Origin of the sequence: Streptomyces sp. NPDC050842, from assembly GCF_044456565.1 — a bacterium.
Classification (GTDB): Bacteria; Actinomycetota; Actinomycetes; order Streptomycetales; family Streptomycetaceae; genus Streptomyces.
Window position 1 is genome coordinate 325,944 of the sequence record NZ_JBITGA010000006.1, and the last position, 22,434, is coordinate 348,377.

A 22,434-nucleotide genomic window follows, 5' to 3' on the forward strand; every position below is an offset into this window, starting at 1 on the left:
CCATTCCTGACTGGCCGTCAGTTCTGTAATCTGACTAGGCGTCAGGTCAGTAGTCATGGGCGGAAGGTGGAGCGGAACGATGCTTGGATCGACTCACGGCACCTTCACCACCGATCTCCGCGCCCGCGTGGTCGCCTGTGGGGAGGCGCCCACCGCCGTCGTGCACGGCGTCACCGTCGCCCCCGGCGACCGGGACGTCAGCGGGCGCCCGCTGCACGCGCCCGTGCCCGACCTCGACCGGTTCTTCCGGCCCGGGTCCGTCGCCGTCGTCGGCGCCTCCGACGCCGAGGGCCGTCCCAACACCGGGATCACCCGGCAGCTGCTCGCCTGGGCCGAGCGGGTCGGCGCCCGGCTCGTGCCCGTGCACCCGACCCGTACGAGCGTCTTCGGGATCGACTGCGTCCCGTCCGTCGGCGCGCTCACCGAGCCCGTCGACCTCGCCGTCCTCCTCGTCGCCGACCCGCTCCCCGTCATCGAGGAACTCGCCGACACCAAGGTGAAGTTCGCGGTCGCGTTCGCCTCCGGTTTCGCCGAGACCGGCGAGGCGGGCGCCGCCGCGCAGGAGCGGCTCGCCGCCGCCGTACGCCGCTCGGGCATCCGGCTCCTCGGCCCCAACACCAACCTCAACGCCTTCGAGCGCTTCCGCGACGACCTCGAAGGCCCCGCCGTCGCCCTCATCACCCAGTCCGGCCACCAGGGGCGGCCCGTCTTCACCCTCCAGGAGCTGGGCGTCCGGCTCTCCCACTGGGCCCCCACCGGCAACGAAGCCGACCTGGAGACCTCCGACTTCATCTCGTACTTCGCCGGACTGCCCGAGGTCGGGGCCATCGCCTGCTACGTCGAGGGGCTCAAGGACGGCCGCTCCTTCCTCCTCGCCGCCGACCGGGCCGCGCGCGAGGGCGTCCCCGTGGTCGCCGTGAAGGTCGGCCGCACCGAGACCGGGGCCCGCACCGCCGCCTCCCACACCGGCAAGCTGACCGGCGCCGATCAGGTCGTCGACGCGGCCATGCGCCAGTACGGGGTGATCCGGGTCGACGGGCTCGACCAGCTCCAGGACACCGCGACCCTGCTCGCCCGCGCCCGCAGGCCGCAGGCCGACGGCGTCGTCGTCTACTCGATCTCCGGCGGTACGGGAGCCCACTTCGCCGACCTGGCCACGGCGGCGGGACTCGAACTCCCCGCCCTCCCCCAGGTCAAGCAGGACGAACTGCACCAGTGGATCCCGGAGTACCTGAGCGTCTCCAACCCCGTCGACAACGGCGGGCACCCGGTGGGCGACTGGCGCGGCCGGAAGATCATCGACGCGATCCTCGCCGACCCCTCCGTCGGCGTCCTCATCTGTCCCATCACCGGCCCCTTCCCGCCCATGAGCGACAAGCTCGCGCAGGACCTCGTCGACGCCGCCGAGGCGACGGACAAACTGGTGTGCGTGGTCTGGGGCTCACCGGTGGGGACGGAGGACGCCTACCGCACGACGCTCCTCGGCTCCTCGCGCGTCGCCACCTTCCGTACCTTCGGCAACTGCATCGGGGCCGTGAAGGCCTACCTCGACCACCACCGCTTCACCACCGGCTACCGCTCCCCCCTCGACGAGGCCCCCCGCACCCCCTCCCCCTCCTTCCGCAAGGCCCAGGCCCTCATGCGGCCCGGCCGGCGGCTCAGCGAGCACGCGGCGAAGCAGCTGCTGCGGGCGTACGGGATACGGGTGCCGCGCGAGCAGCTCGTCACGAGCGCGGCGGCGGCCGTCCGGGCCGCGGGGCTCGTCGGCTACCCGGTCGTGATGAAGGCGTCGGGCGCGCAGCTCGCCCACAAGACGGAGCTGGGCCTGGTGAAGGTCGGACTCACCTCGGCCAGCCAGGTCCGGGACGCGTACCGCGAACTCACCGACATCGCCCGGTACGAGTCGATCGACCTCGACGGCATCCTCGTCTGCCAGATGGTCGGGCGCGGGGTCGAGATGGTGGTGGGCGTGACCCGCGACGACCTCTTCGGCCCGACCGTCACCGTCGGCCTCGGCGGGGTCCTGGTCGAGGTCCTGAACGACACGGCCGTCCGCGTCCCGCCGTTCGGCGAGCAGGAGGCCCGCTCCATGCTCGCCGAGCTGCGCGGCCGGGCGCTCCTGGAGGGTGTACGGGGCGCCCCGCCGGCCGACGTCGACGCGCTCGTCGAGGTGGTGCTGCGGGTGCAGCGGATGGCCCTCGAACTCGACGGCGACCTCGCCGAACTGGACATCAACCCGCTGATGGTGCTGCCGCGCGGGCAGGGGGCGGTGGCCCTGGACGCGCTCGCGGTCTGCCGATAGGAGCCTGCCGTGCCGGACCTTCTCCACGTCGTCGAGAACGGCGTCTCCTGGATCACGCTCAACCGCCCCGAGGCGATGAACGCGGTCACCTGGGACCAGCGGGAGCGGATCATCGCCCTGCTGGCGTCGGCCTCCGCCGACCCGGACGTCCGGGCGGTGGTCGTCACGGCGACGGGCCGGGGCTTCTGCGCGGGCGCGGACCTGCGGGGGTCGCCGTCCTCGTCCGGTGACCGGGTGGTCGGAGACGTGTCCCGGATGATCCGGCTCGGGGCGCAACGGTTCATCGGGTCCGTACTGGACTGCGAGAAGCCGGTGATCGCGGCGGTGAACGGCACGGCGGCGGGGATCGGGGCGCACCTCGCCTTCGCGTGCGACCTGGTGCTCGCGGCGGACTCGGCGCGCTTCATCGAGGTGTTCGTACGCCGGGGACTCGTCCCGGACGGAGGGGGCGCGTATCTCCTCCCCCGGCTGATCGGGCCGCAGCGGGCGAAGGAGCTGATGTTCTTCGGCGACGCGGTGCCGGCGGCGGAGGCGAAGGAGATGGGCCTGGTGAACCGGGTCGTCCCGGCGGAGGACCTGGAGAAGACGGCCCGCGCATGGGCGGAACGCCTGGCCCAGGGCCCGACGCGGGCCCTCGCCCTGACGAAGCAACTGGTCAACGCGTCCCTGGACACGGACCGAACGACGGCCTTCGCGACGGAGGCGACGGCCCAGGAGCTCAACATGACGACCCGGGACGCGCAGGAGGGGGTGGCGAGCTTCGTGGAGCGGCGGGAGGCACGGTACGAGGGGCGGTAGCGGAAGCTGTCGTACCGGGGCCCTATGGTGTGTCGCGCATATGCCACACACTGCCGCTCCGGGGGGAACGGAATGCCGAACTTCGCGCGTTCGCGCGGGAGATCCAGAAGATCCGCGAGAACACTGCTGCTCGTCCCTGCTCTGCTGACGGCCCTTATGGGTTCCGCGATCCCGGCGGGTACTGCTCTGGCAGCGACGCCGACGCCATCGGCCGCCTCGGCGGTACCGGCGCCCACGCCGAGCATGGAGCCGGCGCCTGCCGACGATCCGATACCGACACCGTCCGTACCCACGCCCATGGACGATGCGATACCCACACCGTCCGTGGAGCCCACCGCCACTCCCTGTCCCGACCTGCCACTCACCCCGCTCAGCGCCCCGGGCGACACGGTCGGCGCCTTCACGGTCGAGGGGGGGGTGAGACCACCTGCTTCTCGGTCACCGTGGAGAAGCCGGGTCTGCACCGGATGCTCATCGCCGGGCAGTACGAGTACCCGTCGCTGCATTCGGGCGAGACCCGGGTCGACTGCGAGGCCTACGCCTACCGGGACACCTGGTGCGAGCTCGCCGCCGGGACGTACACGCTCAAGCTCTACAACAGCCACTGGGACCCCATCGAGAGCAGCGTCTCGCTCGTTCCGCTGATGGCCGCTCCCGGCTGCCCGGCCGTACCCGGCACCGGCTACGACGCGGCCCCGGCGACCGGGGAGGGGCTCGGCCCGACGGGCGTCGTCTGCCACTCCTTCACCGCTTCCCCGGGTGAGCGGATCACCGCCGACGCCCGGCGCGGCGACTACGGCGCGGTCTCCTCATGGATCACCGACGACACCGGCAAGCGCATCTGCGCCTACTCCAACGCCGACGACAGCGACGGCTGCGTCCTGCCGGAGAGCGCTGGCGGCTACCGCGTCCTCGCTGTCGTGGGGGACACCGAGGGAGGCACCTCCTCCCCGTACACGCTCACGGTCCGCCGCCTGTCGGACCCGGTTGGCTGTGCCCCCGTGAGCGTGACCGCTTACGGCTCCGCTCCCGCCGAGGCCACCCCGGGAACAGGGTGCAGGACGTTCACCCCGGCCTCGACCGGCCGCTTCGACGTGTACGGGGTGAGCCCGGGCACATCCGTCGGCGGCATCGAGGTGTACGCCCCGGACGGCACCACCGTCTGCGAGGGCGGGCAGAACTGCGCGCTCACCGCGGGCGTCCCGTACACCCTCGTCACCGACAAGGCCGTACGCATCCTCGACCGCGCCTCCACGGAGGGCTGCGACAGCGATGTCACGCTCGCGGCCACCCACCAGGGGACGTTCGACGCACGCGCTGCGGTGGACTGCCTGCACCTGCCGGTTCCTCAGGACGCCCACATCGCCGTCCTGACCGACCGTGCCGCTGCTTTCACCGTCCTCGACGCGACCGGCACAGCCTTCTGCTCCGACAGCCTCATCATGGGCCCCTGCGAGCTGGGCGGCACCGCCCCGTACCGCCTGCTGGCGTCCAAGATCTCCCTGGACGCCCCGTCCGACGCGTACCGTCTCGTCGTCCACCGCACGGACGCCCCGAGCGCCTGCCGGACCTTCCTGGCCGGCGACTTCACCACGAACCCGACGCGGATGACCGTGCGGACCGGTGCGGGTGTCTTCGCCGACTGTCTGACCATCCCGGCCGCCGGTCACTCGGCGCGCGAGCTCACGCAGATCCAGAAGATCTCGGGCACCCCGGGCGCGGAGGTCGGCATCCTCGACGCGACCGGCAAGGACGTCTGCTCGGTCAGCACCTACTACAACACGTGGACCACGTGCGTCCTGACGCCCGGTCTCGCGCACACCGTCCTGGTCCAGGGCCATGACCAGCCCGCCGAGTTCGCGCTCACTCGCCGGGACGTCACCGCCACAGCACGCGGCTGTGTCACCACCCCGGCCGTCGCCGTCGGCGGCCCGTCCACCGGCGGCGTCCCGGCGAAGCCGGGGACCTTCCTGTGCCACCAGGTGACGACGGCGGACGCGCGGGACACCCTGCACCTGAACGCGCGTGACGCGCGGAGCTCCGCACGGTTCGCCGTGTACGACGCGGACGGCGTGGCCCACTGCGGCTACTTCACCAACGGCTGCGCGGTCACGGGCTCCACGCGCTACCAGGCTCTCGTCGTCGTCCGGGAGGGTGAGACCGCCGCGCCCGCCTACCGCCTCGACGCCCTGCGGATCGGCACAGCCGCCGGACCCGCGCCCGAGTGCGTCAAGGTGCCGAACGTCAGCTACGGCTACGGGCCGCTGGTCTCCACCCTGTCGGAGCAGAAGACGGCGATGTGCGCGGTGCTGCCGACGGCGACGCGCGACAGCTTCGACCTGAAGCTCTCGCCCACGGGGACCGTCGCGCAGATACCGACCCCGAAGCTGTACTACGGATCCCCCCTGAAGGACGGCTGCCACCAGACCTACGGCCCTGATGGCTACTCCTACACGTGCCGCCTGCAGACCGAGGAGTTCGAGCGGGTGGCCCAGACGAGCACCCTGGTGGTCGGACTGCCGGAGACCCCGGCCCAGGCCGCCACGGCGCTGCGCGTCGAGGGCAGGTGCGGCGGCTCCAGCCTGTGCGGGCCCGATGCGTGGACCGTCGGCAGTGTCGGCCCCGCCACGGTCGGCAAGGGCAAGATCACGATGAAGGTCACCGGCACCGCGCTGCACGACAAGGACCAGGTGTTCCTGATCCAGTCGGGCTCGGACTACCGGGCTCTGTCGACCGCGACCACCGTCGCTCCCGACCGGCGGAGCATGACGGTCTCCATCGACCTGACGGACGCCCCGCTGGGCCCGCTCATGACGAGGGTGTACACGCGCTACTCGCACTCCCAGGACAGCAACGCCGTCACCGTCGTCGCCGCCCTCCGCAACACCGCCGCCCCCACGTTCTCCGGCAGCGCGATCGTCGGCGCGAAGGTGACGGCGAAGCCCGGGTCGTGGTCGCTGCCGGTGGACTCGCTCGCGTACCAGTGGCGGGCGAACGGGGTCGCAATCGCGGGGGCCACGGCCTCCACGTACACGATCCCCTCCGCCGTCCAGGGCAAGCAGCTGTCGGTGGCCGTGGTCGCGCGGAAGACCGGGCACCCGACGCTCACCGCGGTCAGCGGGTCGGTGCTCGCGAAGGGCGTCGCCCCCAAGCCCACCAAGGTCCCGTACTTCACCGGCACCACCCGCGTCGGCAGCAAGGTCACCGCCGTCGTCGGCACCTGGTCGCCCGCGCCGACCTCGTACGCCTACCAGTGGCGGGCCAACGGCGTCGCGATCTCCGGGGCCACCGGGTCGGCCTACACCCCCGTCGCGGCCGTCGTCGGCAAGAAGCTGACCGTGACCGTGACCGCCCACCGGACCGGGCACCTCAGCGGGGTCTCCACCACCGCCGGGTACACCGTCGCCACCGGTCTCGCGCCGAAGGCGACCTCCGCTCCGTACACCACGGGCACGGTCCGGGTCGGGCGGACGCTCACCCTGAACCGGGGGACGTGGACGCCCGCGCCGACCTCGTACGCCTACCAGTGGTACGCGAACGGGCGGGCGATCAGCGGAGCGGCGAAGGCCTGGTTCACGCTGACGACGGCGCAGCGCGGGACGAAGATCACCGTGCGGGTGACGGCCTACCGGACCGGTCACTCCTCCGGTGTCGCGTGGACCCGGGCGACCGCGGCGGTCGTCGGCTGATCCTCGCGAGGCACGAGTGAAGGAAGCCCCTCGGGGCGGCGGACGGCCGTCGCCCCGAGGGGCTTCCTATCTGACGAACCGTCAGCTTCAATGGGTGGCGTGATGGGACACGCCGGGATGGCGGCCACCGCCGTCCGACACCTGAGAGCGGCCGGTTCGCCCACGGCCGTCGAACCACTGCCACGGCCGGTACTGCGCGCGGTACGGGAGGACGAGCGACCGCCCGTCGACCCGGCCGAATTCCGCCGCGTCCTCGGTCACTTCGCGAGCGGGGTCACGATCGTCACGGCCCTCGACGCCGACGGCCCGGCGGGCTTCGCCTGCCAGTCGTTCGCCTCGCTCTCCCTCGACCCGCCCCTGGTCGCCTTCATGGTCGCCCGTACGTCGACGACCTGGCCCCGGATCGCGGACGCCGGCACCTTCTGCGTCAACATCCTCGGGGCTGAGCAGGGCCCGCTCTGCCGGTCGTTCGCGGTGAGCGGGGCCGACAAGTTCGCGGGGGTCGACTGGGATCCGGCGCCGGCGACCGGGTCGCCGCGCCTCGCCGGCTCGCCCGCCTGGATCGACTGCACGATCACCGCCGTCCACACCGGCGGCGACCATCTGATCGTGGTCGGTCGGGTCGACTCCCTGGGGGCCGCGGAGGACGGGGCTCCGCTGCTGTTCCATCGGGGGCGGTTCGGGTCGTTCAGCGCCTAGACACCCCCTAGTCCTGCGCGTACAGGGCTATCCCGCCCGCCATGAAGACGCTCACCACGGCGAGCGAGCCCCACACCAGCAGCGAGACGAAGTAGCCCTGCCTCGCCCGCCGGGTGAGCAGCACCGCCACGGCCAGGAACGCCCAGGCCACCACCCACCCCCGCACGCCCGCGAGCGGTGCGAGGAGGGCTCCGGCGAGGCCCGCCAGGGACAGTTGCCACCAGACCGGGGCGGCGCCGAACCTGCGGCCCAGGTCCTCGCCGAGCAGCACTCCGGGCAGGACGAGCACGGCGGAGACCGCGGCCGCCCCCAGTACGCCGAACACCGCGAGGAACGGCAGGTACAGCAGGAGCAGCGGGCTGCCGCCGACGTCGTCCGGGGACTCCGGCTCCATCGACAGGCCGACCGTCATCAGCACCGCCAGGGCCACCCCGGCCTCCAGCAGCAGCGCCAGTGTCGAGACGCGCATCATCCGCGCGTACGTACGCCCCAGCTCAGGACCGCTCATGTGCGATCACCCCCTGGCGGTCATCATGCTCCCGCCAGGGACGGCGTCTTCGTCCGGGGTCGGCGGATGACCAGGGCCATCAGCGCCGCCGCCGCGCAGAGCGCGCCCGACGCGTACCAGACGAGGTCGTACCTGCCGAAGACGTCCCGGGCGACACCGCCCGCGAAGGCGACGACGGCCGCGCCGACCTGGTGGGAGGCGAGGACCCAGCCGAAGACGATCGCCGAGTCCTCGCCGTAGTGCTCGCGGCAGAGCGCGATCGTCGGCGGGACCGTGGCCACCCAGTCCAGGCCGTAGAAGACGATGAAGAACAGCATCGGCGGGTTCACGGTGGGCGCGAGCAGTATCGGCAGGAAGAGGAGGGAGATGCCGCGGAGCGCGTAGTAGACGGCGAGCAGGCGGCGGGCCTCGAAGCGGTCGGTGAACCAGCCCGAGGCGATCGTGCCGACGACGTCGAAGACGCCGATGACCGCGAGCAGTCCGGCGGCCGCCGTGACGGGCATCCCGTGGTCGTGGGCGGCGGGCACGAAGTGGGTCTTGACCAGGCCGTTCGTGGAGGCGCCGCAGATCGCGAAGGTGCCGGCGAGCAGCCAGAAGGGGCCCGTGCGGGCCGCCTTGAGGAGGACGGTGACGGCCCGGCGCGCGGCTCCCGTGACGGGGGCGGGCTTCTCGGCGTACTCGCCGCCGTACGGGGCGAGGCCCGTGTCCGCCGGGTGGTCGCGGAGCAGCAGCCAGACGAAGGGGACGACCGCGAGGGCGGCGAGCGACACGGTGACCGCGGCGGGGCGCCAGCCGTGGTCCTCGACCAGCCAGGAGAGGAGGGGCAGGAAGACGAGCTGTCCGGAGGCGCCGGCGGCGGTGAGGATGCCGGTGACCAGGCCGCGGCGGGCGACGAACCAGCGGTTGGTGACGGTCGCGGCGAACGCGAGCGCCATGGAGCCGCTGCCGAGGCCGACGAGCACGCCCCAGAAGAGGACGAGCTGCCAGGCGGCCGTCATCCACACGGTGAGGAGCGAGCCGACGGAGATGATCGTCAGCGCGACGGCGACGACCCGGCGGATGCCGAAGCGGTCCATGAGCGCGGCGGCGAAGGGGGCCGTGAGCCCGTAGAGGGCGAGGTTGACCGAGACGGCGAAGCCGATCGTGCCGCGCGACCAGTCGAACTCCTCGTGCAGCGGCTCGATCAGCAGCCCCGGGAGTGAGGCGAAGGCCGCCGCGCCGATGATCGTGACGAAGGTGACCGCCGCGACGAACCAGGCCCGGTGGACGCGGGGCGTGCGGCGGGGCGATGAGGGAGTCGGGGGCGCGGGCGCGGAAGCGGCGCTCTCGGTTGTCTGGGCCATGCCACAGAGCATCCCGTCCGCGCCCCCGCGCCGACCATTGACCCGAATGACAGGTTTCCAAAGGATCGGGCCAGCCGCCCACCATCAGGCCCCTACGCCCGCGGCAGCGTCCTGATCGGCCGTACGGCGAGCAGCGCCCCCACCACGAGCACCGCGATCCCCGCCCCCGCGAGCAGTACCTCCTCCGTGCCGACGGCCGCCGCCACCGGGCCCGACAGGGTGCGCCCGACGCCCATCATGAGGAGCGATCCGGCGACGTCGTACGCGTGCATCCGGTTGAGGGCCTCCTGCGGGACGTGGGTCTGGACGGCGGTGGACCACATGACCAGCCAGAACGCGAAGGCCGCGCCGCCGATGAACTGGCCCGCGCCGAGCACCCCCGCCGGGGCGCCCGTACCGAGCAGGACGAGGTTCACGGGGAGGCCGAGGAGGGCCACCGCGCCCGCCGCGAGGGGGCGGCGGGGCCGCAGCCGGAGGGCGAGGAGGCCGCCGACGGCGCTGCCCGCGCCGTTGATCGCCATGAGCACGCCGTACGTGGCGGAGCCGTGCTCCCCGGTGACCAGGCTCGCGGTGAGCGGCACCATCGGGCCCGCGACGGTCAGCCCGTACACCGTCCAGATGGAGATGACCCCCCACAGCCAGCTGCGGGAGCGGAACTCCCGCCAGCCGCCGACGAGTTCGGCACCGAGGGAGTCGCGGCGTGCGGTGTCGGACGGGATGGGGACGAGCCGCATGAGGGCGAGGCAGAGGGCGCTGACGGCGAAGGTCGCGCCGTTGAGGGCGAAGGCGGCGCCGGCGTTCCACACGGCGACGAGGAGGCCCGCCGCGGCCGGTCCCGCCATGATCATGAGGGCCTCGACGACCCGCAGGACGGCGTTGGCGCGCTGCACGTCGGGGGCGATGCGCGGGATCGTGGAGGCGACGCCGGGCTGGAAGAGGGCGGCGCCCATGCCGCTGAGGACGGAGAGGGCGTAGACGGACCACAGGGGTGGGCTGCCGAGAGTGAAGGAGACGGCGAGGACGGCGGCGCCGGGGAGGCGGAGCAGGTCCGCGAGGATCATCATGCGGCGGGCGGTGAACCGGTCGGCGAGGACGCCGCCGAAGAGCACGAAGAGCGCGAAGGCGGCGGTCCAGCCGCCGAGGGCGAAGCCGACGGTGGAGCCGGGGTGGCCGGCGCCGAGGAGTCCGGCGGCGTAGGCGACCGGGACCATGCCCTCGCCGAAGACGGCGACCGCGCGGGCGACGAAGAAGAGCCGGAAGCTACGGTTCCACAGTGCGGGCGGCTCGGCCGGTACGGGAATCCGTTCGGCGGCCTCAGACTTGTACGTGTTGTCCGTCACGGACACGAAGAAGTACCAGCAACTGGTCTGGACCACCACTGATTTTCCGCCCGAAGGGAGCCCCGCCGTGCCGTCCCCGCACCGCGTCGCCGTCCTCGCCCTGCCCGGACTCCTCCCCTTCGAACTCGGCATCCCGCACCGCATCTTCGGCCGCGCCCGGGACTCCGAGGGCACGCTGCTGTACGAGATCGTCACCTGCGCCCCGGTCGCGGGCCCCGTCCCCACCGACGCCGACTTCTCCGTGTACGTGGAGCACGGCCCGGAGATCCTCGCCACCGCCGACACGGTCGTCGTCCCCGCCTCGTACGAGCTCGGCCCCATCTACGACGAGGGCAGGCTCACCCCGGAACTCGCCGCCGCCCTCGCCCACATCCGGCCCGGCACCCGGCTCGTCTCCATCTGCACCGGCGGGTACGTGCTCGCCGCCGCCGGCTTCCTCGACGGGCGCCCGGCCACCACCCACTGGTCCTCCGCCGCGCACTTCCAGCGGCTCTTCCCGAGCGTGCGGGTCGACGCCGACGTCCTCTTCGTCGACGACGGCGACGTCCTCACGTCGGCGGGCGTGGCCGCCGGGATCGACCTGTGCCTGCACATCGTGCGCCGCGACCACGGCACCGCCGTCGCCAACGACGTCGCCCGCAGGACCGTCGTACCGCCCCACCGCGACGGCGGCCAGGCCCAGTACATCGAGCGGCCCCTCCCCGAGGCCGGCACCCACACCACGACCGCGGCGAGGGCGTGGGCGCTCGCCCACCTCCACGAGCCGATCCAGCTGCGGGACCTGGCGGGGAAGGAGTCGATGAGCGTACGGACGTTCACCCGCCGCTTCCGCGACGAGGTCGGGATCAGCCCCGGGCAGTGGCTCACGCAGCAGCGCGTCGAGCGCGCCCGGCACCTCCTGGAGTCCACCGGTCTGCCCGTCGACCGGGTCGCGCAGGACGCCGGCTTCGGCACGTCCCAGTCGCTGCGCGTGCATCTGATGAGCGCGATCGGGGTGACCCCGACCGCCTACCGGCGTACCTTCCGCTCCTCGGCGTCCACGACGGATCCCGTCTCCTGAGACTCCCGGGTCCGGCGGGTCAGCCGCCGCTCCCCCACTGTGCCGATCACCACGAGCAGCACGGTCAGAGCGACGCCGTAGAGGATCGCGGTCGACGGGGCCACCACCTTGAGCAGTCCGCCCGCGAGGGCGCCGCTGGCGGCGTAACCGGCGCCGACGGCCGCGTACATGACCGAGTACCCGGCGGCGAGCGCGGACGCCGGGAGGAGCCGGCGCAGGGCGAGGTTGCGGGTGAGCGCGGCGGGCGCCTGGAGGAGACCGGCGGCGATCAGGACGACGCCGATGGCGGCGGTCCAGGGCAGGAGGGCGACGAGGGCGACGCCCGCGGTCACCCCGAGCACCAGGACGACGGACTGCACGAGCAGCGGGCCCGGCCAGTGCCCCCGCAGGCCGTAGACGAACGCGCCGACGGCCGAGCCGATCGAGAAGCCGGCGAGCAGCGGACCGGCCCAGCCGATGGCGATCCCGCGCTGTTCGAGCAGCGCGGGCAGGAGCAGTTCGGCCAGGGCGAGCAGCGTGAGTCCGGCGGCCCCGAGGACGTACACGGGCCAGGCCCGCAGCAGCGCCCGCCGCGCGGAGACCCCCTTCTCCGGCGGCTCGGCGGCCCAGCCGACGGGCAGCAGCCACATCCCGGCCACCGAGAGCGCCATCAGGGCGGCCATGAGCAGCAGCGGTACGTCGGGGCCGACGCCGAGCGCGAGACCGGTGGCGAGCGCGGGCGCGGCCGCCCACACCCCGAAGGTCAGCATCGACTCCATGCTCATCGCCTGCGTGACGGCCCGCTCCGGGACCATGCTCGTGAGGAGCGCGCGCAGCCCGCCCGCCACGGCCGCCGGGCCGGCGCCCGCGAGCACCGCGAGGGCGGCGAGGACGACGGGGTGCGCGCCGGGCGCGAACCCGAGCCCGGCGAACCCGACGGCGCCGACGGCGAGTCCGGCGACGAGCTGGGGCCGCGCCCGCTCGGCGTTCATGCGGAGGCCGAGGACGGGGGCGGCGACGATCTCCCCGATGACGTACGCGGCGGCGAGCGCGGCCCCGAGGGAGTACCCGCCGGGCCGCTCGCGCACGAGGAAGACGAGCGCGAGCGGCGCCATGGCGACGGGCAGCCGCCCGGCGGCGGTGACGGCGCACCAGGCGAGGACGGGTCGGGTGGCGAGCTCGCGGTAGGACATGGCCACGACCGTAACCCTCAGGCGGTCCTGTCACCCAGGGGAATTTCGGGTGGCTCCCTGCCCTCTCGTACGGCTCAGAAGGTGAGCACCCCGCGTGCCACCTTCCCCTGTTCCGCGTCCTCGACGGCCCGCGCGAACTCCTCCACGGGGTACGTCCGCGTCACCAGTTCGTCGAGGAGGAGGGTGCCGGAGCGGTACAGCTCCGCGTAGAGGGCGATGTCCTTCTGGGGGCGGGAGGAGCCGTAGCGGCAGCCCAGGATCGACTTGTCGAGGAACATCGCGGCGGGCGGGAAGCTCGCCTCCGCCGTGGGGGCGGTCATGCCGAGGAGGATCGCCTGGCCGTGCCGGTCGAGGAGCTCGATCGCGGTACGGACGAGGCCGGTGTGCCCGACGCACTCGAAGACGTGGTCGGCGCCGGTGGGCAGGATCTCCCGTACGCCGTCGGTGGAGGCGAGGAAGTGCGTGGCGCCGAACCGCCGGGCCACGGCCTCCTTGTCCGGGTTGGTGTCGACGGCGACGATCGTCGGGGCGCCCGCGATCCGGGCGCCCTGGATGACGTTGAGGCCGATGCCGCCGGTGCCGATGACGACGACGGTCTCGCCGCGGTCGACCTTCGCGCGGTTGAGCACGGCCCCGACGCCGGTGAGGACGCCGCAGCCCATGAGGGCGGCGGAGGTCAGCGGGATGTCCTTCGGGATCTTCACGGCCTGGACGGCCTTGACGACGGTCCGCTCGGCGAAGGAGGAGTTGGACGCGAACTGGAAGAGCGCCTGCCCGGTCGACGCCCGCGAGAACGGCTGCCCCGGCATGCCGATCGCCTTGCGGCACATGGTGGGCCGGCCGCGGTCGCAGTCGGCGCAGGCGCCGCAGTTCGCGAGCGTGGAGAGGGCGACGTGGTCGCCGGGGACGACGTGGGTCACGCCGGGGCCGACGGCCTCGACGACACCGGCGCCCTCGTGGCCGAGGACGACGGGCGGCGGGAACGGAATGGTCCCGTCGACGACGGACAGGTCGCTGTGGCACAGCCCGGCGGCGGCGATCCCGACGAGCACCTCCCCGGGCCCGGGCGCCCGTACCTCCAGATCGTCGACGACCTGCACGGACTTCCCGTCGAACACGACACCACGCATGAGCTGACTCCTCGTCTCGGGGGCGAATCTGTACGTGCCGCACGGGGGTGTCACGCGTTCGGCCGGGAGCCGTCCGCCGCCGCCCGGGCCATCTCCTCGAGCAGCGCCAGCATCGGCATCGGGTCGACTCCCACCGTCCCCGGCAGGAAGTCCGCGATCCGCTCCGGCGTCCACGCTCCGCCCTCCGCGTACCCGGCCCGCAGCTCCCTGGGCTGCGCCCACACCGCGATCTTCGGGCCGGCGATCGTGTACACCTGGCCGGTGATCTTCTCCGCCCTGGCCCGCTCCGAGAGCAGGTAGACGACGAGCGCGGCCACGTCCTCCGGCTCCCCGATCTCCTTGAGCTCCATCGGGACGTTCGCGGACATCCGCGTCCTGGCCACGGGGGCGACCGCGTTCGCGGTGACCCCGTACTTGTGGAGCCCGAGGGCGGCGCTGCGCACGAGCGAGATGATGCCGCCCTTCGCCGCCGAGTAGTTGGCCTGCGCCACGGAGCCCTGGTGGTTGCCGCTGGTGAAGCCGATCAGCGTCCCCGTGCCCTGCTTGCGCATCACCGCCGACGCGGCACGGAAGACCGTGAACGTGCCCTTGAGGTGGGTGGCGACGACCGGGTCCCACTCCTCCTCGGACATGTTGAAGAGCATCCGCTCGCGCAGGATGCCCGCCACGCACACGACGCCGTCGATCCGCCCGTACTCCGCGAGGGCGACGTCCACGATCCGCTGCCCGCCCTCCATCGTCGAGATGTCGTCGGCGACGGCGACGGCCGAGCCGCCGGCGGCCTCGATCTCCTTCACGACGGAGAGGGCGATCTCCGAGGTCGGTTCGCCGCCCTCGATCGACACCCCGTAGTCGTTCACGACGACCTTCGCGCCCTCCGCCGCGCACGCGAGGGCGACCGCGCGGCCGATGCCCCGCCCCGCGCCCGTGACGGCCACGACCTTGCCAGTCAAGAAGTTCCCCATGCCCGGCCCCTCCCGCAGTTTCTGACGGTCCGTTAGATTCATTCGTCGTCAGGATTCTACGGTCCGTCAGATACCGGAAAACAAGACCCCGGAGGCCCCGATGTCTCTGCCCGCCGCTTTTCACGAGATCGCCAAACGCGTCAACAACTGGGGCCGTTGGGGCCAGGACGACGAGATCGGCACGCTCAACCTCGTCACCGACGAGGTCGTACGCGAGGCCGTCGCCACCGTCCGCACCGGCCGCCGCGTCCCCCTCGCCGTCGACCTCAAGCAGGACGGCGTCCAGACCGGCATGATCCCCGGCCGCGTCAATCCGCTCCACGTCATGGTCCAGGTCAACCAGGAGCTGTTCGGCCCCGGCACGGTCGCCACCAGCGACGACGCCGTGACCTTCGGCCTCCAGGCCGGCACCCACTGGGACGCGCTGACGCACGCCTCGCACTCCGGGCGGATCTACAACGGCCGCCCCGCCGACACCATCACCGCGCACGGCCGCGCCGAGTTCAGCGGCATCCACACCGCCCGCCAGGTCGTCTCGCGCGGCGTCCTGCTCGACGTGGCCGCCGCCAAGGGCGTCGACCGGCTGCCCGGCGACCACGCCGTCACCCCCGAAGACCTCGACGAGGCCGCCGAGTTCGGCGGGGTCACGGTCCGGTCCGGCGACATCGTCCTCGTACGGACGGGACAGATGCAGGTGTATCTGGCCGGGGACAAGCACGGGTACGCGTTCCCGTCACCGGGGCTCTCGGTCCGGACGCCGGAGTGGTTCCACGCCCGGGACGTCGCGGCCGTCGCCAACGACACCCTCACCTTCGAGATCTTCCCGCCGGAGATCGACGACCTCTGGTTGCCCGTGCACGCCCTCGACCTCGTCGAGATGGGGATGCTCCAGGGGCAGAACTGGAATCTCGAAGAACTGTCCACAGCCTGTGCACAAGAGCGGCGCTACGCCTTCCTGCTCTCCGCGATGCCGGAGCCCTTCGTCGGCGGCACGGGCACACCGGTGGCCCCGATAGCGATCCTCTGACGCTGAGGCTCACCGATTCACGGGCGGCGGCGCGCTCGCGCGCACCCCGAGCACGGCACGGCCGCGCCGCCACCCGGCCACGACCCGCACACGCCGAGGACTCACGGCCCTCGGCTCCCCTCGCCACGAATCGCTCACACCAGAGTGGGCAAAACGGAACGAACCGTCAACAGCGCACCCGGCCGGGCGACACCGCGCCCTGACCGTGGACGGGGGCCATCGGCGCCCGGTCCACCTCGCACCAGATGCTCTTGCCGGCGCCTTCCGGCTGCCACCCCCACCGGTCCGCGAGACCGTCCACCAGCTCCAGGCCACGCCCGTTGGTGTCCTCGCCCTCCGCGTGCCGGGGCTGCGGCGGCCGGTCGCTCGCGTCCGCCACCTCGACGCGCACCCCGCCTTCCGCCGCGAACAGCATCCGCAGCACCGCCGGGCAACCCGTGTGCACCACGGCGTTGGTCACGAGCTCGGAGATGATCAGCACCAGCGTCTCCGCCAGCGGCTCGTCGTCCCCTATGCCCGAACCGGCGAGCCGCGACCGCGCCCACCTCCGGGCTCGTCCCACTTCCGCCGGGTCGGGCCCGACCTCCAACTGCACCTGAAGCACCTGCACCGCTCACACCATCCGAACCGGCGGACACACCTTCACGGAACGTGATTCCCTTGTGGGACAGCATGGTTGACGTACAGTCACCGCAACAAGCGCTTCGGGCATATTCCAGCGCGAAGGAGTACGCATAGCCCATACTGTGCGACGCACTCTGCGGGTAGTCGAACGCCGGGCGCGAGCGGCGGGCATTCCCGGGCCCGGAGTCACCACAGGGGCGACACCGGGACGATCCGGGCCAACGAGCACGCGCATCCCACGGAGAGTACCGGAGCCGGAGACCGACTCCGGGCCGTGACGGCCCCGCCGAAGGACACAACCCGATATCAACATTCCGTGACGTGGCGAACGCGGAGCGCTACAGATTCGCCGCCACCACCTCCTCGGCCCGCGCGGCGGGCAGCCGCAGCCTCGCCCGCACCCAGGCCCGCTTGAGATGCAGGTGCACGTCCGCCTCCCAGGTGAACCCCATGCCGCCGTACACCTGGAGACAGTCCCGGGCGTTCCCGGTGGCGGCCTCGTCGGCGAGCAGCTTGGCCCCGGCGATCTCGACGGGATCGCCGGTCACGGCGGCCCCCCGCACGGCGACCCGAGCCAACTCGCTCCGCACGAGCATCCCGGCGCAGAGATGCTTGACGGCCTGAAACCCCCCGATGACCTGCCCGAACTGCTCCCGCTCCCGCGCGTACGAAACAGCCGTCTCGGTAGTCCGCCCGGCACTCCCGACCTGCTCGGCAGCGGTGAGCAGGACGGCGACGAGATCGGCGCGGTGCTCCCGCCCCGGCACCCTGTGCAGGGGCGTCAGCGGATCGACCGATCGCAACCGGACGGCGCCCTCCACCTCTCCCAGCACCACGTCCGCCTCGTCCAGCCAGGGCACCAGCCCTTCCGAGGCGTCGGTCACCACGACGGCCCCCTCCGCCGCCCCCGGCACGGACCCAGCCGCCACGTGCGTCGCGACCAACGGCCCCGGCAGCAACACCCGCCCCGCCTCCTCGAAGAGAAGCACCGCCTCCGGCAGCCCGAGCCCCACCCCGCCCTCCTCCTCCGGCAGCCGCAGCGCGAAGAAGCCGGCCGCACCGAGCTCCCGCCACAGCTCCCGGTCCAGGGAAGGCGCGTCCACCGCGGCCCGCAGGGCCTCCCGGTCGAAGAGCCGCGCGAGGAGCTCGCGTACACCCTTCCGCAGCGCCCGCTGGTCCTCGGTGAGTCGGAAGTCCATGGCCGGGGTCACCGTCCTTTCGGGAGGCCGAGGATGCGCTCGGCGACGATGTTGCGCTGGATCTGGGAGGTGCCGGCGGCGATCGTGTACGAGAGCGAGGACAGCCGGTCGAGGGTCCAGTCGTGGCCGAGGTCGAGCGCGTCGGGCCCCAGCACGCCGGCAGCGGCCTCGTACAGCTCCTGACGGGCGTGCGAGTAGTGCAGCTTGAAGACGGAGCCGCCGGCCCCCGGCACCCCACCCGTCGCCTGCGCCTCGCTGACGTTCGCCTGGGTGAGCCGCCACAGCGCCTGGAACTCGGCGGAGAGCCTGCCGAGCCGCCGCCGCAGGGCGGGGTCGTCCCAGGTGCCGTTCTCCCGTGCGGCACGGGCGAGTTCGCCGAGGAGGCGGCGGCAGGCGACGACCTCGCCGACGAACGCGGTGCCGCGTTCGAACGACAGCGTGACCATGGTGACGCGCCAGCCGTCGTTCTCCTCCCCGACCCGGTTCTCGACGGGCACCCGCACCTCGTCGAGGAACACCTCGGCGAACTCCGTCGAGCCCGCGAGCGTCCGCAGCGGCCGTACGGTGACGCCGGGCGCGTCCATGGGCATGGCGAGCCAGCTGATCCCCCGGTGCTTGGACACCCCCGGCCCCGCGTCCGTACGGACGAGAAGCTCGCACCAGTCGGCGACCTCGGCGTGCGAGGTCCAGATCTTCTGCCCGCTGACGACGTACGCGTCGCCGTCCCGGACCGCCCGGGTGCGCAGGGAGGCCAGGTCGGAGCCGGCGTCTGGTTCGCTGAAGCCCTGGCACCAGACCTCGTCGCCGCGCAGGACCGGCGGCAGCCAGCGGTCGCGCTGCTCCGGTGTCCCCTCGGCGGCGATCGTCGGCCCGGCGTGCAGCAGCCCGACGAAGTTGGCGCCGACATAGGGCGCGCCTGCGAGTTCGGTCTCCTCCAGGAAGATCAGCCGCTGGGTGGGTGACGCGTCCCAGTGGACGTCCGCGTACCCGGCGTCGTACAGCCGGCGCTGCCAGCCGCAGTCGTACGCGCGCCGGGCGGGCCAGTCGAGCGGATCGGGCCGGCCGGGGAGCGTGGGCAGGGTGGCGGCCAGCCATTCCCGCAGCCGGGCGCGGAACTCCTCCTCCTCGTCGGTGTGGGTGAGGTCCATCAGCGGGCGCCCCGGTCGAAGTCCAGGTCCAGCATGCGGATGGCGTTGCCGCGCATGAGCTTGTAGATCGTCTCGTCGTCGAGGCCCTGGACGTGGTCGAGGGCGACCTCCTTGGTGTGCGGGAAGGTCGAGTCGACGTGCGGGTAGTCGGTCTCGAAGGTGGCGTTGTCCCTCCCCACGACGTCCAGGGACGCGATCCCGTGCTTGTCGCGGAAGAAGCAGCAGAAGATCTGCCGGTAGTAGTACGTGGACGGCGGCTCGGGGATGAGGTCGCGGACGCCGCCCCAGGCGCGGTGCTCCTCCCACACGTCGTCGGCGCGTTCGAGGGCGTACGGGATCCAGCCCATCTGGCCCTCGCTGTAGGCGAGCTTGAGCCTCGGGAACTTCACGAGCACGCCGCTGAAGAGGAAGTCCATCATCGAGGCCATGGCGTTGTTGAAGCTGAGGGAGGCCTGGACGGCGGGCGGGGCGTCGGGGGAGGCGGCGGGCATCTGGGAGCTCGACCCGATGTGCATGTTGACCACCGTCCCGGTCTCCTGGCAGACGGCGAAGAAGGGGTCCCAGTAGCCGGAGTGGATCGAGGGGAGTCCGAGGTGGGTGGGGATCTCGGAGAAGGTGACGGCCTTGACGCCGCGGGCGGCGTTGCGCCGGATCTCGGCGACGGCGAGGTCGATGTCCCAGAGCGGGATGATGCACAGCGGGATGAGCCGGCCGGCGCTGCCGCCGCACCATTCCTCGACCATCCAGTCGTTGTAGGCGCGGACGCAGGCGAGGGCGACTTCCTTGTCGTGGGCCTCGGCGAAGGTCTGGCCGCAGAAGCGCGGGAAGGTGGGGAAGCAGAGGGAGGCCTCGACGTGGTTGAGGTCCATGTCCTTCAGGCGGGCGGCCGGGTCCCAGCAGCCGCGCCGCATCTCCTCCCGGGTGATCCCCTCCAGGGTCATGTCGTCGCGGTCGAAGCCGACGGCGGCGATGTTGCGCTTGTACGGGAACTTGAGGTCCTCGTAGATCCACCAGTCGGTGGGCGGCCCTTCGGGGTCCATCGTGATCTGGTACTTGCCGGCGACGTAGGCGAGCTCGCCGATGCCGGCCGTGAGGGGCTGGGGACCGCGGTCGCGGTACTTCTTGGGGAGCCAGGTCTCGAAGAGATGGGCCGGCTCGATCACGTGGTCGTCGACGCTGATGATGCGGGGCAGTTCCGTCATGACCCCTCCAGGTTTCTGATGGACCGTCAGATCTGACGGGATCAGGCTAGGCCCCGCACCCCTGGACCGACAAGCAGGGGACCTCTACGCTCGCCGAAGAATCTGACGGCACGTCAGCAAAGAGGGGTAACGGATGACCGAGACCGCACACGCCCTGGGTGATTCCCGCACGCTCTGGGAGCTCGTCGAACGCCGCGCCGCCCTCACCCCCGACCGGCCCGTCCTGCTCCAGGGCGACCGCGTCCTCACCTTCGGCGGCCTGCGCGACCGCGCCGAGCGCTGCGCCGCCGGGCTGTACGGGATGGGCGTGCGGCCGGGCACGGTCGTCGCCTGGCAGCTGCCCACCCGGATCGAGACAGCGGTGCTCTCCTTCGCGCTCGCCCGCATCGGCGCCGTACAGACACCGGTCATCCCCTTCTACCGGGACAAGGAGGTCGGCTTCGCGCTGCGCGAGTCCAAGGCCGAGTACTTCGCCGTCCCCGGGGTGTGGCGCGGATTCGACCACACGGAGATGGCCCGGCGGCTCGGCGCGCGCGGGATCTTCGAGGCGTACGGCCCCGAATCCCTCCCGGACGGCGACCCGGGGATCCTGCCGCCGCCGCCCTCCTCGGGGACGGACGTCCGCTGGATCTACTGGACCTCCGGCACGACCTCCGACCCCAAGGGCGTCCTGCACACCGACCGCTCGCTCCTCGCGGGCGGCTCCTGCCTCGCCCACGCCCTACGACTGACGGCCGAGGACGTCGGCTCGATGGCCTTCCCGTACGCGCACATCGCCGGGCCCGACTACACGGTGATGCTCCTGCTGTACGGATTCCCCGCCGTCATGTTCGAACACTTCGCCCTGCCGGAGGCGCTCGACGAGTACCGCGCGCACGGCGTGACCGTCGCCGGCGGCTCGACCGCCTTCTACGCGATGTTCCTCGCCGAACAGCGCAAGCAGCCCGGCGAATCGATCATCCCCACCCTGCGGCTGCTCGCGGGCGGCGGGGCGCCGAAGCCGCCGGAGGTCTACCACGCGGTACGGAAGGAGCTGGGCTGCCAGCTCACCCACGGGTACGGCATGACCGAGGTCCCGATGATCACGATGGGCGACCCCGGCGACACCGTCGAGAACCTCGCGACCACCGAGGGCCGCCCGCCCGCCGGCATGGAGATCCGGATCGTCGGCGACAGCATCGGCACCGGATCCGGCACCGGCACCGGCTCAGGTACCGGCGACGGCGAGGTCCGGCTCCGCGGCGAGGCCGTCTGCCAGGGCTACCTGGACCCGGCGCAGACCGCGGCCGCCTTCGACGAGGACGGCTTCCTCATCACGGGGGACGTGGGGCACCTGACCCCGAGCGGCCACCTCGTCCTCACGGGCCGGATCAAGGACATCATCATCCGGAAGGGAGAGAACATCTCGGCCAAGGAGATCGAGGACCTCCTCCACGGCCACCCGGACGTCGGCGACGCGGCCGTCATAGGCCTCCCGGACCCCGAGCGCGGCGAACGCGTCTGCGCGGTCGTCGAGCAGCCCCCGGGCGCCGCCCCGCTGACCCTGCCCGCGGTGACGGCCTTCCTCCGCGAGGCCGGCCTCTCCGTCCACAAGCTCCCGGAACAACTGGAGGTCGTGGACGCCCTCCCCCGCAACGAGACCCTGCGCAAGGTGCTCAAGTACCGGCTCAGGGAGCGGTTCGGCCCGACCCTGTGACCGCCGCCGGGACGTCCCCGTACACGTCGAAGAGACGCCGGACGCCGAGCGCGGACAGCACCCGGTCGACATGACCGTCGCCGCCGCCGATTCCGCCGCCGATGCCCGCTTCGGGCAGGATCAGGCGGAGGCGGCCGCCGCAGGAGCGGAGGAGGCGGCGGGCGGCGATGAGGACGCCGACGCCGCTGGAGTCGCAGAAGCGCACGGCGGACAGGTCTATCACCAGGTCGTGGCGGCCCCCCGCGACCGCGTCGTGGACGCGTCGGCGTATGCGGGGGGAGGTGACCAGGTCCAGTTCCCCCCGGATGCTCAGCACCGTCCAGGGACCCTGCTCGTCCTCGTCGACCTCGATCGTCGTCACGGTCGCCGCCTGCCCCGACACCACCGGCCGAAACCCCTTCACCGAGGTATGGCGCTTTCCATACCATCCAGACCCGCGCCAAGGGCGCACTTGTGGCAAACAGGCGTGCGTTGTCGGCACCGCGCATTACTTTGGAGTACGAGGACCCAAGGGCCGGCAGGGGACGGAGGA

At 72.4% G+C, this 22,434-nt stretch carries 18 protein-coding genes; 7 read left to right on the forward strand and 11 right to left on the reverse strand.

Annotated elements, in window-relative coordinates:
* Window positions 1–79 precede the first annotated feature (79 nt).
* The 4 genes from ACIBG6_RS22255 (at window position 80) to ACIBG6_RS22270 (ending at window position 7,488) form a co-directional block, all read left to right on the forward strand.
* Window positions 80–2,302 (forward strand): acetate--CoA ligase family protein, encoded by a 2,223-nt coding sequence (locus tag ACIBG6_RS22255; protein ID WP_399224275.1) that lies wholly within the window; start codon window positions 80–82, stop codon window positions 2,300–2,302.
* A gap of 9 nt (window positions 2,303–2,311) precedes the next feature.
* Window positions 2,312–3,100, forward strand: coding sequence for an enoyl-CoA hydratase/isomerase family protein (locus ACIBG6_RS22260; protein WP_399224276.1), 789 nt, complete (start codon window positions 2,312–2,314; stop codon window positions 3,098–3,100).
* A 443-nt stretch (window positions 3,101–3,543) separates the two neighbouring features.
* Window positions 3,544–6,789, forward strand: coding sequence for a hypothetical protein (locus tag ACIBG6_RS22265; protein WP_399224277.1), 3,246 nt, complete (start codon window positions 3,544–3,546; stop codon window positions 6,787–6,789).
* A gap of 90 nt (window positions 6,790–6,879) precedes the next feature.
* Window positions 6,880–7,488 (forward strand): flavin reductase family protein, encoded by a 609-nt coding sequence (locus tag ACIBG6_RS22270; protein WP_399224278.1) that lies wholly within the window; start codon window positions 6,880–6,882, stop codon window positions 7,486–7,488.
* Between the two features lie 7 nt (window positions 7,489–7,495).
* On the opposite strand, the gene ACIBG6_RS22275 is transcribed toward ACIBG6_RS22270, so the two are convergent.
* The 3 genes from ACIBG6_RS22275 to ACIBG6_RS22285 all read right to left on the reverse strand — a co-directional run bounded on the left by ACIBG6_RS22275 (window position 7,496) and on the right by ACIBG6_RS22285 (window position 10,685).
* Window positions 7,496–7,996 (reverse strand): hypothetical protein, encoded by a 501-nt coding sequence (locus tag ACIBG6_RS22275; protein ID WP_399224279.1) that lies wholly within the window; start codon window positions 7,994–7,996, stop codon window positions 7,496–7,498.
* A gap of 23 nt (window positions 7,997–8,019) precedes the next feature.
* Entirely contained in the window at window positions 8,020–9,339 is a 1,320-nt protein-coding gene (locus ACIBG6_RS22280) for an MFS transporter (protein WP_399224280.1), read from the reverse strand.
* A 92-nt stretch (window positions 9,340–9,431) separates the two neighbouring features.
* Window positions 9,432–10,685 carry an MFS transporter gene (locus tag ACIBG6_RS22285; RefSeq protein WP_399224281.1) on the reverse strand — a complete coding sequence of 418 codons (1,254 nt, stop codon included), beginning with the start codon at window positions 10,683–10,685 and terminating at the stop codon, window positions 9,432–9,434.
* Window positions 10,686–10,746: 61 nt separating this feature from the next.
* On the opposite strand from ACIBG6_RS22285, the gene ACIBG6_RS22290 reads away from it, so the two are divergent.
* Window positions 10,747–11,739: a GlxA family transcriptional regulator gene (locus ACIBG6_RS22290; RefSeq protein WP_399224523.1), complete on the forward strand. Its 993-nt coding sequence runs from the start codon at window positions 10,747–10,749 to the stop codon at window positions 11,737–11,739.
* Here ACIBG6_RS22290 and ACIBG6_RS22295 read toward each other — a convergent pair.
* The 3 genes from ACIBG6_RS22295 to ACIBG6_RS22305 all read right to left on the reverse strand — a co-directional run bounded on the left by ACIBG6_RS22295 (window position 11,688) and on the right by ACIBG6_RS22305 (window position 15,006).
* Window positions 11,688–12,911 carry an MFS transporter gene (locus tag ACIBG6_RS22295; RefSeq protein WP_399224282.1) on the reverse strand — a complete coding sequence of 408 codons (1,224 nt, stop codon included), beginning with the start codon at window positions 12,909–12,911 and terminating at the stop codon, window positions 11,688–11,690. The genes ACIBG6_RS22290 and ACIBG6_RS22295 overlap by 52 nt on opposite strands.
* 74 nt (window positions 12,912–12,985) lie before the next feature.
* Complete coding sequence (locus ACIBG6_RS22300) at window positions 12,986–14,041, reverse strand: Zn-dependent alcohol dehydrogenase (RefSeq protein ID WP_399224283.1); 1,056 nt, start codon at window positions 14,039–14,041, stop codon at window positions 12,986–12,988.
* 50 nt (window positions 14,042–14,091) lie between these two features.
* Window positions 14,092–15,006, reverse strand: a complete 915-nt coding sequence (locus ACIBG6_RS22305; RefSeq protein WP_399224284.1) for an SDR family oxidoreductase — start codon at window positions 15,004–15,006, stop codon at window positions 14,092–14,094.
* 100 nt (window positions 15,007–15,106) lie between these two features.
* Between ACIBG6_RS22305 and ACIBG6_RS22310 the strand changes: the two genes are divergently transcribed.
* On the forward strand, window positions 15,107–16,033 hold the full coding sequence (locus tag ACIBG6_RS22310; protein ID WP_399224285.1) for a cyclase family protein: 927 nt from the start codon (window positions 15,107–15,109) through the stop codon (window positions 16,031–16,033).
* A 166-nt stretch (window positions 16,034–16,199) separates the two neighbouring features.
* Here ACIBG6_RS22310 and ACIBG6_RS22315 read toward each other — a convergent pair whose 3' ends face one another.
* The 4 genes from ACIBG6_RS22315 to ACIBG6_RS22330 all read right to left on the reverse strand — a co-directional run bounded on the left by ACIBG6_RS22315 (window position 16,200) and on the right by ACIBG6_RS22330 (window position 20,206).
* Window positions 16,200–16,643 (reverse strand): ATP-binding protein, encoded by a 444-nt coding sequence (locus ACIBG6_RS22315; protein WP_399224286.1) that lies wholly within the window; start codon window positions 16,641–16,643, stop codon window positions 16,200–16,202.
* Window positions 16,644–16,995: 352 nt separating this feature from the next.
* Window positions 16,996–17,856: an acyl-CoA dehydrogenase family protein gene (locus tag ACIBG6_RS22320; RefSeq protein ID WP_399224287.1), complete on the reverse strand. Its 861-nt coding sequence runs from the start codon at window positions 17,854–17,856 to the stop codon at window positions 16,996–16,998.
* An 8-nt stretch (window positions 17,857–17,864) separates the two neighbouring features.
* Window positions 17,865–19,004, reverse strand: a complete 1,140-nt coding sequence (locus ACIBG6_RS22325) for an acyl-CoA dehydrogenase family protein (protein WP_399224288.1) — start codon at window positions 19,002–19,004, stop codon at window positions 17,865–17,867.
* Entirely contained in the window at window positions 19,004–20,206 is a 1,203-nt protein-coding gene (locus tag ACIBG6_RS22330; RefSeq protein WP_399224289.1) for an amidohydrolase family protein, read from the reverse strand. The genes ACIBG6_RS22325 and ACIBG6_RS22330 overlap by 1 nt, the downstream gene beginning before the upstream one ends.
* Window positions 20,207–20,339: 133 nt before the next feature.
* On the opposite strand from ACIBG6_RS22330, the gene ACIBG6_RS22335 reads away from it, so the two are divergent.
* Complete coding sequence (locus ACIBG6_RS22335) at window positions 20,340–21,902, forward strand: class I adenylate-forming enzyme family protein (protein WP_399224290.1); 1,563 nt, start codon at window positions 20,340–20,342, stop codon at window positions 21,900–21,902.
* On the opposite strand, the gene ACIBG6_RS22340 is transcribed toward ACIBG6_RS22335, so the two are convergent.
* Complete coding sequence (locus ACIBG6_RS22340) at window positions 21,874–22,263, reverse strand: STAS domain-containing protein (RefSeq protein ID WP_399224291.1); 390 nt, start codon at window positions 22,261–22,263, stop codon at window positions 21,874–21,876. The genes ACIBG6_RS22335 and ACIBG6_RS22340 overlap by 29 nt on opposite strands.
* Between the last annotated feature and the right edge of the window lie 171 nt (window positions 22,264–22,434).

What these genes read in the sequence shown, in the direction of transcription:
- ACIBG6_RS22255 (WP_399224275.1), top strand. Translation starts at nt 80, where the DNA reads ATGCTTGGATCGACTCACGGCACCTTCACCACCGATCTCCGCGCCCGC.
- ACIBG6_RS22270 (WP_399224278.1), top strand. Translation starts at nt 6,880, where the DNA reads ATGGGTGGCGTGATGGGACACGCCGGGATGGCGGCCACCGCCGTCCGA.
- ACIBG6_RS22275 (WP_399224279.1), bottom strand. Translation starts at nt 7,996, where the DNA reads ATGAGCGGTCCTGAGCTGGGGCGTACGTACGCGCGGATGATGCGCGTC.
- ACIBG6_RS22280 (WP_399224280.1), bottom strand. Translation starts at nt 9,339, where the DNA reads ATGGCCCAGACAACCGAGAGCGCCGCTTCCGCGCCCGCGCCCCCGACT.
- ACIBG6_RS22295 (WP_399224282.1), bottom strand. Translation starts at nt 12,911, where the DNA reads ATGTCCTACCGCGAGCTCGCCACCCGACCCGTCCTCGCCTGGTGCGCC.
- ACIBG6_RS22300 (WP_399224283.1), bottom strand. Translation starts at nt 14,041, where the DNA reads ATGCGTGGTGTCGTGTTCGACGGGAAGTCCGTGCAGGTCGTCGACGAT.
- ACIBG6_RS22305 (WP_399224284.1), bottom strand. Translation starts at nt 15,006, where the DNA reads ATGGGGAACTTCTTGACTGGCAAGGTCGTGGCCGTCACGGGCGCGGGG.
- ACIBG6_RS22310 (WP_399224285.1), top strand. Translation starts at nt 15,107, where the DNA reads ATGTCTCTGCCCGCCGCTTTTCACGAGATCGCCAAACGCGTCAACAAC.
- ACIBG6_RS22320 (WP_399224287.1), bottom strand. Translation starts at nt 17,856, where the DNA reads ATGGACTTCCGACTCACCGAGGACCAGCGGGCGCTGCGGAAGGGTGTA.
- ACIBG6_RS22325 (WP_399224288.1), bottom strand. Translation starts at nt 19,004, where the DNA reads ATGGACCTCACCCACACCGACGAGGAGGAGGAGTTCCGCGCCCGGCTG.
- ACIBG6_RS22330 (WP_399224289.1), bottom strand. Translation starts at nt 20,206, where the DNA reads ATGACGGAACTGCCCCGCATCATCAGCGTCGACGACCACGTGATCGAG.
- ACIBG6_RS22335 (WP_399224290.1), top strand. Translation starts at nt 20,340, where the DNA reads ATGACCGAGACCGCACACGCCCTGGGTGATTCCCGCACGCTCTGGGAG.